Consider the following 12,838-nt stretch of genomic DNA (forward strand, 5'->3'; position numbering starts at 1 on the left):
CGAGGGCTGAGGATTCACCAGAGCCAGGCGTAACCGATCTTGAGGAAAACCGAGCGGCCGGTCGTGATCATGTCGAAGTCCTGATTCTCTTCCCGGCCGTGGCTGTACCCGGCGAAGAACACGGTTCTCGGGTTGACCTTGTATGAGAAGAGGAGCTGAGCGAATAGGCTGCGCTCCTTCGCATCGACTTCTTCCTCGTAGAGGTCCCGGTTTCTCCAGATGTCCTCGTATTGGATGATCGCGCGCACGAAAGCCCGAGTGTTGAACTGCCAGACAGCAGTCGTCTGCGGTACATTGGCTTCGAACAGCCGTCCACCCGAAACATCGAGCGTCGAATAGAGATGGGAAAACTCCCACTTGAGGTGGCGTCCGAAATTCAAATCGAGGTTGACGCCCAACCGAACGCGATCTCCGGGCTGCACGTTCGTGTAATCGACTCCGTCGCCGAAAACGCCATTTACCCGAATCGAGAACGAGGCGTTAGGGCTGACCCGGCCCTGAAATCGTGTGGTGAACTGGTTTTCGAATCGAGATCCCTCGTAGACCTCCGTGCGGTCAACGAACTCGAGGTGGAAGAACGACTGGAATGGGCCCTGCACCTGGAACCAAGTCTGGGTCTCCTTATCGAGCAGGCCACCGTTCTCATCCGATGCCCATTCGAGGTTTCCGCCGACCTCGATGCGGTTGTACCAGTTTCGTGCGTCCCCCCACCAGGTGTATCCTCCAACCAACTCACCTTTGCGATATCCGACCCGGGTGACGAATCCGAGGTCGGCGCGGAAGTCCTCATCGCGGTCCGTGTACTCCGCCACTGCAAACCAGTCTCTTGCGGTGTGGGCGTATTCGATGGTCAGGGCGTGTCCTGAAATTTCCTTTGCATCCAAATCAAAGGTTTCCATCATTTCAGGGGAATAGGTGGTGTTCGACCAGGCCGCGTTGACCAAGAACGAGTCCTGGTTGGAGGGTCGCAAGAGCGCGTCAATGCTGCTGAGCCGGCTGGAAAATCCTTCCTCACCCCGTCGCTGGGACAACAGTGCTCCGATTGAGGAATCGGCTCCGAGATCATAGCGATACCGGCCGACGAGGGACACGTTGGCCGAGTCGAATGTCTCGGAATCGGACCCGTTGACGCCCGGCACGATGAGATTCGTGACTTCGTCATACGCGGCGATGATCCCCGCGGTGTTCCGTCCCACCTTCCCGGTGAACTTGAATGCCATCAGCGGGTCGGCGATCATGCGGGTGTAGACAAGGTTTCCACCAGTCCGAAAGTAGTCCGCACTCTCCAGAAAGAATGGCCGCTTCTCCGTGAAGAAGAGCTCGAACGTCTCGTTAAGGGCGAGTTGAATCGCATCCGCCTCGATCTGTGAAAAGTCCGGGTTGAAAGCGCTCGTGAGGGTGAAGTTCGGAGTGACCCCCCAGGTTGCGGTCACCCCGAGATCGAGGTCATTGTCCTTCTCGAGGGTAAGGTCCGGAGGGAAGTCCGCGCGCTCCTCAAGCGCAAAACCGGTCACGGTCGGGACCACCTCGATGTTCCGGCCCCGCGAAATGCCCTCGAACCCGACAATTTTTTCTTCTTGAGCCAGGTAGCTGTTGGCCCCCCGATCGCGTGGAAAGAGACCGATGTGATAGTCGTGGTCGCGGGGAAAGGAACGCGTACAGTCGAGGCCCCATATCTGCGGCCCTTCGATGGCCTGGAAACGGATCTGAGTGAAAGGGATGGCGATCTCCACCTCGTAACCACGATCTGTGATGCGCCCCGCCGAAGACCAGATGGCGTCCCACGCGCGATCGTAGCTTCCGCCGGAACCACTCTGGCCCATGCTCGACACCCCGTCGGCCTGGACCCCCAGTGGATTGACCATGAACTCGTAGGCGCGGCGTTGATCGTTGAAGGTGTCGATCGTGATCCCGACAATGTCATCGCCCCGCATGTCGTCGTGGTCGCGGTAGCGCGCTCTGATCTTCTCGGGCTCCTGATCGAAGGCACGAAAGGCAACCAGCAGATGAATATCGTCGTAGGTGATGTGGACCACCGTTCGAACCGGCGGCTTGATGTTCTCTCCCGGTCGAACCTCGAAATCCAGCTCGAGAGTGAGTGCGTCATCCCAGGCCCGTTCTTCGATGATCCCGTCAACCACGACCGCCGACGTGGCTCGGGGAACCCGGAACGGCTCTTTCGAGGCGCCCTCGTCTCGTGCGAACGCCTGGGAAGCGGCAGCCAAGGCAAAGCTCAACCAAGCCATCACCAGAATGGGCATGGCATGAGACACAACCCTTACCTGGATTCCGCTCCCCTGGCGCATTTCTTAATGCGTCCGCCGCCTATTTCAGGCTCGGCAACAGCAGCGAGTTGAACACCAATTTGAAAGTGGCCGGCGTTGATCCCCGGAACTGCGGCCGGAAGCCGATGAGGACGAGCTGGCCCTTGCCTGCGCGCAGCCAGACCATGTTCGGACGGTGCTGGAGCTGCTTCTCACCCGCAATGTAACCGCTCAACAGAAGGTCGCGTTCCGGGTAGGTCGCGATCACCCGTCGGTCGGTGTCGAGGATCGGGATCGAGGTCGCGAAGACAGGTGTGCCGCGGGAGAAAACCCCGCCCTCAGCCGGCATCCCCCAGGTCAAGGGATGGTCCTGAATGAAATCGGCTGCCAGGAAGGCTCCAGGAACCGAAACGCCCTCCAGGCGCTCGCTCACGTCACGCACGGGCAGCTCGAGTGTCTCGGCCTCGTCGCCCCCGTTCGGCATCGGCAGGCCGTTTGTGAAGAGACTGGTCGAGCGGCCCCACGACACCACGACGCCGCCGTCCGTGATGAAGTCGGTCAGCTTGGCTCTGCCCTCCTTCGTGATCGGCTGGCGGAACTTCGGGGGATAGTCGTTTGTGACGTATCGGTCACCCCTCTTGTACTTGCCCTTGGTCAGGATGTCCTCGCTCGCGTCGGGAAAGACGATGACGTCAAACTCACCTTTCAGATTCGTGCCCTCGAAGTCCTCCGGATGGAGCACCTTGTACGGTATGCCGTAGGTGTCGAAGAGGTACCGCGTCCAGCCGGCATCCATGTCGTGAAAATGGGTCTCGACGAGTCCGATACTCGGCATCCGCACGGGTAACCGGGCGTCCGTGATCTCCGACTCGAAGACCGTCGGTTCGATCGTCGACTGTTCGACGATCAGCCGGAGGGCGTCCCGCGACCCTGAACCAGCCAGAACAGCGAAGCTCCCGGACGGCAGGGCACCGAAGGGATGGGCAAACCGCTCCACAGTGAAGCCGGCAGAGAGAGCCGCGAAGACCGCCTTGTAGGACTGGTTGCAGGTTGACGGGTAAGCGACCGCCCAGACGTTCTCCGGGAGCACCGTGGAGGCAGAGAGTTCGTCACTCGTCACCGCTGCGAGCAGTGCTTCGAGCTCTTCGGAACGCGTATCAACCTCGATCGAGCGCACGCCCATGTGTAACGGGAGCGACCAGCTGGTGATGTCATAGGGCCTGATGAGCTCGCCACCGGGCGTATAGTGCCGCTCGGGGTAGCGCTGGCTCTCCATGACCTCTTTGACAAAAGTGCGATATGGCTGGCTCAACCTTACCACTACGTCGCCGGCCACGAAATGGTGATCATCGACAATCACCTCGCCCGTCAGGCGTTCGACATCGACACCGTGCCGCTCGAGCAACTGCACGAGGGCGACCCGCTCGCCCGGATCGCGCTGCGATCGAGGGATCACGAAGTAATAAGGAGCCTCGGAGCGGCCCTTCTCGAACTCCCTCCGGCAGTGGTCGTTGCGAAACTCCAGAATCTCCTTGCGGTGACGCGATGCGGTACCGAGAATCGAGTCCATCGACGAATGCTCGAGCGCGATGATGTCATCGAGGCCCCACCGCCCGCCTGGCCACGGAATCGGCATGTTGACACCCTTCTTGTACTCGGACAGTCCCTTGCCGCGGGCCGTAAGCTCGGTCGGCTCGACGAAAATCGGCGTCGCCGTGCGGCAGCTCGCCGCTTCGGTGAGAAAGCTGATCACTCCCTTGTAGATCGAGGTCTCTGTCGACCCGGGCCAATAGTCGTCGAACAGCCAGTGACTGGCCACCCCTTGCAGGCCGTCGGCAGCCAAGTCGCGCGAGAGATTCGACCCGAACACGGCCGACCACGTCCACATACCCTCGTCGACGTTCTCGGCAATCGGGTCGTGATTAGGTGGCACAAAGTACCGCGGACCGGTGGAGCCCATCTGGTGTTTCTCCACCAGCACCTGTGGGTACCATCTGGTGCTGTAGAGATCGGAGATGACCCTGGTGTCCTCCTGGGTCAAAGTGACAAAATCGCGGTTGTTGTCGTGACCGACATACTTGTGGTAGACCCGCGGCAAGCTCGAGCCCTCGTACGGCGTCCCGACGTACTCGCGGTAGTTTTCCACCACCATGTCCATGCCGTCCGGGTTGTGGCAAAGCACCATCATCAGGACCACGTCGTCGAGCTGGGCCAGGGTTTCAGCGTCATCCGTCGTCGCCAAACGATGAGCATAAGCCGGGAGACTTTGGCTGGGGCCGACCTCTCCTGAGTGCATCGAAAGTGTCTCCATGACGAACACACGGCCTTCACGGATGAGGTTGGCACGGGTCTCCTCCGGGATATCCGGATCGAGTGCGAGGCGGCGGTTGACCTCCTGCAGTTCATCGAGACGGGCCAGGTTTTCGGGAGACGATATGAAGGCAACGTACATCCGCCGACCAAGCGGCGTCGTGCCAACCTCACGCATCTCCACCCGGTCCGAGGCCGCTGCGATTTCGAGCATGTAGTCCGACAGTTCACCGTAGTCTATGAGCTGACGATCACTTCCCGGCACGAACCCGAAAACGCTCTCGGGGCTCGGAATGTCAGTGTCTTGGGTGAAGGCGAGCGTCGAAAGGCTCGCACAGAGTATGGCCAGAAAAGCGAAACCGCGCATGATTTTCATGATCCCCCTCCTCCCTGCGACATCTATTGTATGCACCGTGTCAAACAGCGGCCTGGCCCAGGCCGTCGGGCGTTTCGCGGCGAGTTCTCGAAACGGAATGATCAATGTCTGTGCGGCCTCGAGCCCATCGGGAACGTCGACCGGTGCAGCCACTACCCGAGGCCATGACGAAGTGAAGGGATTCACAATTAGGGCTGGACGTGACGAAATTTCCGCGTATCCTAATTTTCAGCTGCGGGGAGGTGTCGCCCAGAGGTGATGCATTTCGGTCGTTTTTTGGCTCCGAAAGTCGATAAGGAAGTCCATTCTTGGATATAGCAAGTCTTTTGTCTGCCTGCACGATCGCCATGGTTGCCGTGTTCGTTCTTCTCGGCTTCCTGGCCGTTCTGATTGAACTGATCACCAGGTTGTTCCCGGATCGACAGCTGCCGGTTGACCCCGCCGTCGCTGCGGCCATCTCGAGCGCAGTGGCCACAATTTTTCCGGGAGCGCACGTCACCCGAATCGAGGAGGATTGATGATCTTCACCGAAGACCCGAAAAAGATCCGCGTCATGTTTACCCCGTTCCGCGACGGGCTGCAGAGCTCGTTCGGAGGCAAGGTCCGGCTTGCCGACATCTTGCCGGCGATGGAGTTCGCAGCCAAGGAAGCCGGCATCCGCCACTTCGAATTCGGCGGTGGCGCACGCTACCAGGCGCCGTTCTTCTACGTCGGCGAGGATCCGTTTGAGTGCATGGACAAAATGCGCGAAGCCGTTGGACCGGATGTCGATCTGCAGATCCTGACCCGATCGGTTTCCGGAGTCACGCTGACCACTCAGCGGTTGGATGCCCTCGAACTTCAGGCCAAGCTCATGGTTCGGCACGGCACGACCTGGGATCGCAACTTCGATTTCATGAACGATGTTGACAACCTGGCGAAGACAGGCAAACCGATCGTCGATGCCGGTATGCACCACCAAGTCTGTGTAGCGCTGATGGGTCTACCGTTCAAGGACGACACCGTTCACACCGCGGACTTTTACGTCAGCATCATCCAGCGCCTGCTGGACATGGGCGTGCATTTCGATTCGGTGTGTATGAAAGACGCCTCGGGCACCACCGACCCGAGGACCTGTTACGAGACCGCCAGGGGCCTGAGGAAGATCTTGCCGCCCGAAGTCTTACTGTGGCAGCACACCCACGACACCGCATCCATGGCCGTGTCCTGCTATATGGCGGGCATCGAGGGCGGTGTCGACGGAATCGATCTTTCCGTTCGGCCGATGGCATCCGGGACCGTACAGCCCGATGTCCGCTCGATGTGGCACGCCCTCAAGGGAACCGGCTACTCGCTCGACATCGACCACACCAAGATGGACGAGATCGAAAACATGCTCAACGAGAGCATGGCCGAGTACGAATTCAACCCTGTGACCACAACCGCCGATGCGCGCGTGGTCGGCTTTCCGATGCCCGGTGGCGCGATCGGACCGAACGTCCACATGATGAAGGAGGCCGGCATCCTCGATCGTTACTCCGACGTACTCGCCGAGTTCCCGGTCGTGGTGAAGGCAGGTGGCGCGTGGACCAGCGTTACCCCTGGCAGCCAGCAGTATTGGCTCCAGGCGTTCAACAACGTCCTTCTGGGGCGGTGGAAAAAGATAAACGACGGCTACGGGAAATCCGTGCTGGGCTACTTCGGTCGTCCTCCGCTGCCCCCCGATCCCGAGGTCGTCAAGATCGCGTCGGAGCAGCTCGAAAAACCTCCATTCACTGGCGATCCGCTCGAAGCCGCTCCTGACAGCCTCGAACCGGCAAAGGCCGCTCTCGAAGAACGGGGCCTTCCGGTTACCGAGGAGAACGTATTCCTGGTGGCTTCGGCGATCATTCCCGGCAAGAACATGGACCTCAACGAAGGAATCAAGCTGCTCACCGGCAAGGGCAAGATCGTGCTGCCATTGAAAAAGAAGGACGAGGCCGCGGCGCCCGCGTCAACAGCCACTCCGACGACAGCCGGGCAGCCGTTCACCAGTCCCGTGACGACGACCTGCACAGTCGTCGAGAACGGAAACCGCCGCAGCTTCACGGTTACCATCGAGCCGCCCGCATTTGGAGCGGCTGAAGCAATCCAAACCGCCGCTGCGCCGCAGCCGAGCAACGGCACACCGGTGCACTCCCCCTTCCAGGGCAAGACCGAGCTCGTCGAAATCAATGTCAAGGTCGGTGATGCGGTGACTCAGGGGCAGGTGGTCGCTGCCGTGGAGGCGATGAAAGCCAAACACGATGTCAAGGCGCCGTGCGCCGGGAAGGTCCTCACGATCGACGCCGACCTCGGTTCCGACATCGAGGCTGGCAGCTCCATCATGACCATAGGGGGTTAGGATGCAGGCTCTAGCCGCTCTGCTCACTCAGTCCGGATTCGTTGGTCTGAGCTGGCAGAACCTGGTGATGTTTGCCATCGGTGGCATCCTGATCTATCTCGCCGTCCGCAAGGGGTACGAGCCTCTTCTGTTGATACCCATCGGTTTCGGGGCGATTCTCGCCAACCTCCCCAATGCGATGATGGGTGCGTCCGCGGACTGGATCGCAGCCGCCGAAGGTGGCAGGCATCCACTCCTGCAGCTGATTTATGACGCGGGCATCAAGACCGAGCTCTTGCCTCCAATAATCTTCCTCGGGGTCGGCGCACTCACCGATTTTCGTCCACTCCTGGGGAGGCCGATCACCTTTCTCCTCGGCGCCGCCGCCCAGTTCGGCATCGCGATCGCGGCCCTCGGGGCGTTCTTCGTGTTCGGCTTCGATCCCCGGGAAGCAGCAGCTATAGGCATCATCGGAGGGGCAGACGGCCCGACCTCGATCTTTCTCGCGTCCCTCATGGCTCCGCACCTTCTCGGCGCCATCGCCGTCGCCGCCTACAGTTACATGTCGCTCGTGCCGATCATCCAACCGCCGATCATGAGATTGCTCACGACGAAGCATGAGCGGGCGATCGACATGCCACAGGCCAAGTCGGTCTCCAAGACCGCGGTCATTCTCTTCCCGGTCATTACAGCGGTCGCAGCCGCGCTCGCAGTCCCGCCGTGCGCCCCTCTCATCGGTATGCTGATGTTCGGAAATCTTTTGCGCGAGTCCGGAGTCACGGATCGCCTCGCAAAGACAGCAGGCGGCGCCCTCGTGAATATTGTTACGATTTTCCTTGGCGTCGTGGTTGGCGCCACGATGGAGGGCACCGCCTTCATCCGGCCGCAGACAATCTTCATTCTTGTACTGGGAGCGGTGGCGTTTTCGTTCAGTACTTTTGGTGGTGTCGTTTTTGCCAAGTTGCTGAACCTTCTCCTGCCACGCGATCGCAAAATCAACCCGTGCATCGGTGCGGCGGGAGTATCCGCGGTTCCCATGGCGGCCCGTGTCGTGCAGGACTTCGTGGCGAACGAGACAGACTCGAAGGTCAATCCGCTGATGGCGGCGATGGGGCCGAACGTCGCCGGCGTCATCGGTTCGGCCGTTGCGGCCGGCGTGTTCCTCGCCCTCCTGGGGTGACAGACGCTCTCGAGAGGATTGCGCTACTCGGGAGTCCCCAGATAGCTCAGGAGAAGCGCCTTCTTTTCCTCCATCAGCTCGCGCCTGCGCGCCTCCAGGACCAACCGTAGGAGGGGTTCGGTGTTCGACGGCCGGACGTTGAACCACCAGTCGTCATACTGGACTGTTATGCCATCGAGGTAGTCGATCGATCCGTCCGAGAACTCTTCGGCCAGGTGGCGAATCATTCCCTCTTTGTCATCGACGTGGAAGTTGATCTCGCCCGTCGAACAGTAGCGGCTGAGAGGCGCCACCAGTTCCGAGAGCGTCTTTCCGGTCTCCCGCATGTGATTGAGGACCTCGATCACGGTCATGATCGACGAGTCAGCGGTGAAATTGCGTCGGTAATAGAAATGGCCGGCAAGCTCACCGCCGAACGGCGAACCGTGTTCGCGCATCGTTGCCTTCATGAAAGAGTGCCCGACGCGCTCCCTCACCGGCCGCCCACCGGCCTCCTCGATGGCCTCTTTCGTGGCCCAGGATGAACGAAGGTCGTAGACAATGGCCGCACCCGGTTCGTCTTTGAGGAAACCTGGCGCGAGCAGGCCCGTAATCTTGTCCGCGGAGATAGAGTGGCCCTTCTCGTCGATGAGAATCGCGCGATCGGCGTCTCCGTCGAAGGCGACCCCCAGGTCGCAGCTGTGCTCGGACACCGCCTGCGCCACGTCGACGAGATTCTCCTCCTTGAGCGGGTTCGCCTCGTGATTGGGAAAGGTCCCGTCGAGTTCGAAGTACAGCGTCACCAGATCGGCATTGAGCTGCTCCAGAATCGGCAGGTAGATCGTTCCCATGCCATTTGCGGCATCAGCGGCGATTTTCAGCCGTGGCTCGTTCACCGTCATCTCAGCGAGGACATGCTCGGTGTATTCCTTGAAGACCGATCGCTCCTCTTCGTCCGCCTTCGGAGCCAGATGGGTGGGAACATCCGAGTTCGTTACCAGTTCCTCGAGCCGCTCAATTCCGGTGTCATAAGAGACCGGAATCGCCTCGCGGCGCGACATCTTGAATCCGTTATAGACGGCTGGATTGTGGCTCGCCGTCACCTGGATGCCACCCGAGGCACCGAGGAAACCGATGCCGAAGTAGTTCTGGGGCGTGTCAGCCACGCCGATGTCGATCACAGAAACCCCGCGCGCACGCAACCCGTCCTTGAGGGCCCTCGACATCGGAACCGAGTGCGACCGCATGTCGCGCGAGACCACCACGACCGGCCCGAGAGCGAGGTCTTCCTCGTCGAGCAGATCACGGTAGTGGTATCCGACCAGGAAGGCGGTTGTTTCGTCGAGCTCATCGGGGTAGGTTCCGCGAATGTCGTAGGCCTTGAAGATCCCAGCCATGGCTGTCCCTTTCTCGTAAGGTGAAAATACTGTGCGCAGTGAAGGTTATCACTGCACCCAGTAAACAATAATCAGACATCAGTTTCGAATCCCGCTACCGATCGCTGTCTGCGAATGACCGATCACTGTTCTCTTTTCTCGCTCTCGTCTCCGTTGTCGTTGAACACTTGATTGCGGAGGAAGGCTTCCGGGTCCCAAGGTGCTTCACCACCACCGAGCCACTCGTGGAACCAGTCGAGATGGACCAGATAGTAGAACGCCATTTCGTACCAGCTCGGCCAGTGCCCGGCATGGGGAAAAACCACCAACCGGGACGGCACATCCTGCACCTGGAGATCGGTGAAGAAGTGGAGGCTTTGCGTAAATGGCACCCGATAATCCTGTTCGCCGGTGATGACGAGGGTCGGCGTCGTGAAATTTTCGGCATAGGCCGACGGAGACCACCGTTCGTAGTACTCCGAATTCCACGGCGTGCCGCACAGGTCCTTTTCGACGAACCACAGCTCCTCGGTCGCACCCCACATAGAGCGCAGATCGTAGACCCCCATCATCGAGGCGATGGCTTTGAAACGGTCCGTGTGGCCTGCAAACCACATCATCATGTAGCCGCCGTAGGACCATCCCATCGTGCCCATCCGCTCGGAATCCACGTACGGCAGTTCTTCGAGAGCGTCGGTCACGCGCATCAGGTCACGATAGACACGACCACCCCAATCGCAAGCGATCGCGTCCACGAAGTCCTGACCGAAGCCCGATGATCCGGTCGGATTCGGAAACGCGACAACGTAACCCTTGCCCGGATAGACCTGCCAGTCTCCCCGGTAGCGGTCGCGCCAGGGTGATTGAGGCCCTCCATGGACGTTGAGGATCAACGGGTACTTCTTCGCTGGATCGAAGTCGTGCGGCTTGACCAGGAAGACCTGAATCTTCGCACCTGCCTCGCCCTCCACCCAGAACGTCTCCGCCGGACGGAAGTCGACCTCTTCAGCCAACGCCTTGTTGAACTCTGTCAATCGCCGCGGCTCACCACCTCTCGTGGACATGGTGAAGACCTCGGACGGTTCTCCGACGCGGGTTCTCGTATAGAAAAGTGACTGATTATCGGGTGTCAGTGTCCAGCCGGATATTGCACCGTCGGCAACGATCTGCTTCGCCTCGCCGTTCGAGAGTTCGACACGGAACACCGGGTTCTCGCCCTTCACGTCGGCCGTGAAGAAGAGCGCGGAAGAGTCAGCCGCCCACCTCAGATCGTGAATCCAGTTGTCGAAATTGGAACCGTCGGTCAGGTAGCGAACGGTCTTTGCACGACGATCGTAAAGTGCGATCCTGAAAAGGTCTGACTCATACCCTGCCGTCTCCTGGCTGCGGTAGGCTATGTAACGTCCGTTAGGAGAGTAGACTGGGCCGCCATCCCAGCCCGGATTCGCGGCAGTGATGTTGACGCCCTGGCCACCACCGACCGGGATCAACCAGAGATCGGAGTTAGTTGAACGAGCCTGATCCTCGTCGTGATTCGACACCACGCAAAGCTCGGTGCTGTCGGGCGAGAACACGAACCCGCCGCCACCGCCGACCGCGAAGGTCGGGCTGTCCCAGCGGCCAGGTGTCAGGTCACGAACCAGCTCGCCGGTCTTGGCGTCGACCAGGAGAGTATGGGTAAACCGGCCCTCCCTCCAAGATGTCCAGTGCCGATAGAGCAGCTCGTCTGTCATCCGCGCGGTGAGCGGCCCACCGGCCACCGCATCCGCTATCCGGGTGTTGCATGCCTCGTCGGCGCCACACTCGGGGTAGACATCCGCTTGCACCGCGATCCACCTGCCGTCCGGTGACCAGACGGGATCGGACGGTTGCAGCTCGGTATCGGTCAACTGTCTCGCTTCGCCCCCTGCTACGGGAAGCAGATAGAGCTGCGTTCCCTCTCCCCTTTCGGAAACGAAGAGCAGCGACGTGCCGTCCGGAGAGAAAGTTGGCGAACCGTCGTGGTGGCGTCCGGCGGTCATCTGCCGCAAGTTCGTGCCATCCGCGTCCATCAGCCAGATTTCGCTCCAGCTCTTGCCCTTTTCGAGCTCGTACCGGCTCACGGAATAGGCGACCATTTTGCCGTCCGGGCTGACAGCTGGCGAGCCGACAAACGTCGTGCGGTAATAATCGGCAATTTCGAACGCCCGCTTCCCCGGCGCCTCACACCTGCCATTCTGGGCAAGTGAGGCGACAACTGCTGTTGTCAGAATCCCGATGATGATTCGAAACTTCATGGCACCTCCAGAAACCGCGACATGATACTCGATCGAAGAAATCTGGAGATCGACTACCATGGCCCCATGTGTGGCCGTTTCGCGTTGATCGTCGATGCCTCGGTGCTGGCCGATGTCTTCGAGGTGGAAGTCCCGCAGGAGATCAAACCTCGCTTCAACATCGCCCCGACCCAGACCGCCCCGATCGTTCGTCGCGGCAACCAAGGGAACCGAGAGCTGGCTTCCGCACGCTGGGGCCTGGTGCCCTCCTGGTCCAAGGATGAAAAGATCGGCGCAAGGATGATCAACGCCCGCGGCGAAACGGTTGCCGAAAAACCTTCGTTTCGATCCGCGGTCAAGACCCGCAGGTGTCTGGTGCCTGCCAGCGGTTTTTATGAGTGGGTGCGAACCGGAGAAACCAAGCAACCCCACTTCATCCACTTCTCGGACGGTCGGACGTTTGCCTTTGCCGGGCTGTGGGAACGGTGGCACAAGGGCGATGGCGACCCGCTGGACACCTTTACGATCATTACGACGACCCCCAACGAGCTCATGCAAGAACTCCACGACAGGATGCCCGTGATTCTTCCACCCGATCGATACGCGGAGTGGGTGCATCCCGATCCTTTGCATCCGAATCGTCTCCAGGAGCTCCTCGCGCCCTGTTCGGTTGAAGGGATGGAGGAATATCCGGTGAGCACCTACGTCAACAGACCGACCAACGACGGCGCGGAGTGCATTGCACCCCTTGCCTGAG

At 60.2% G+C, this 12,838-nt stretch carries 8 protein-coding genes; 4 read left to right on the forward strand and 4 right to left on the reverse strand.

From position 1 onward, the window contains the following. Positions 1-14 precede the first annotated feature (14 nt). A complete protein-coding gene (locus tag LJE93_13915) occupies positions 15-2,246 on the reverse strand; it encodes a carbohydrate binding family 9 domain-containing protein (GenBank protein MCG6950003.1) in 2,232 nt (743 codons plus the stop codon). Positions 2,247-2,325: 79 nt separating this feature from the next. Beyond that, the gene (locus LJE93_13920; protein MCG6950004.1) at positions 2,326-4,950 is read right to left on the reverse strand and encodes a M14 family metallopeptidase; all 2,625 of its coding nucleotides are present in this window, start codon (positions 4,948-4,950) and stop codon (positions 2,326-2,328) included. A 308-nt stretch (positions 4,951-5,258) separates the two neighbouring features. On the opposite strand from LJE93_13920, the gene LJE93_13925 reads away from it, so the two are divergent. From LJE93_13925 to LJE93_13935, 3 genes are read left to right on the forward strand one after another with little or no spacing between them, the layout of a single operon-like run. Then, the gene (locus tag LJE93_13925; protein MCG6950005.1) at positions 5,259-5,468 is read left to right on the forward strand and encodes a hypothetical protein; all 210 of its coding nucleotides are present in this window, start codon (positions 5,259-5,261) and stop codon (positions 5,466-5,468) included. Continuing rightward, positions 5,468-7,312 carry a biotin attachment protein gene (locus tag LJE93_13930; GenBank protein MCG6950006.1) on the forward strand — a complete coding sequence of 615 codons (1,845 nt, stop codon included), beginning with the start codon at positions 5,468-5,470 and terminating at the stop codon, positions 7,310-7,312. Before LJE93_13925 ends, LJE93_13930 begins: the two co-directional genes overlap by 1 nt. Before the next feature lies 1 nt (position 7,313). Then, the gene (locus tag LJE93_13935) at positions 7,314-8,471 is read left to right on the forward strand and encodes a sodium ion-translocating decarboxylase subunit beta (GenBank protein MCG6950007.1); all 1,158 of its coding nucleotides are present in this window, start codon (positions 7,314-7,316) and stop codon (positions 8,469-8,471) included. Between the two features lie 23 nt (positions 8,472-8,494). Here the strand turns inward: LJE93_13935 and LJE93_13940 are convergent, their stop codons facing one another. Then, the gene (locus LJE93_13940) at positions 8,495-9,847 is read right to left on the reverse strand and encodes a phosphomannomutase/phosphoglucomutase (GenBank protein ID MCG6950008.1); all 1,353 of its coding nucleotides are present in this window, start codon (positions 9,845-9,847) and stop codon (positions 8,495-8,497) included. Positions 9,848-9,969: 122 nt separating this feature from the next. Then, the gene (locus LJE93_13945; protein ID MCG6950009.1) at positions 9,970-12,102 is read right to left on the reverse strand and encodes a S9 family peptidase; all 2,133 of its coding nucleotides are present in this window, start codon (positions 12,100-12,102) and stop codon (positions 9,970-9,972) included. 66 nt (positions 12,103-12,168) lie between these two features. Between LJE93_13945 and LJE93_13950 the strand changes: the two genes are divergently transcribed. Next, positions 12,169-12,837, forward strand: coding sequence for an SOS response-associated peptidase (locus LJE93_13950; protein ID MCG6950010.1), 669 nt, complete (start codon positions 12,169-12,171; stop codon positions 12,835-12,837). Position 12,838 lies beyond the last annotated feature (1 nt).

This window comes from Acidobacteriota bacterium, from assembly GCA_022340665.1.
Classification (GTDB): domain Bacteria; phylum Acidobacteriota; class Thermoanaerobaculia; order Thermoanaerobaculales; family Sulfomarinibacteraceae; genus Sulfomarinibacter.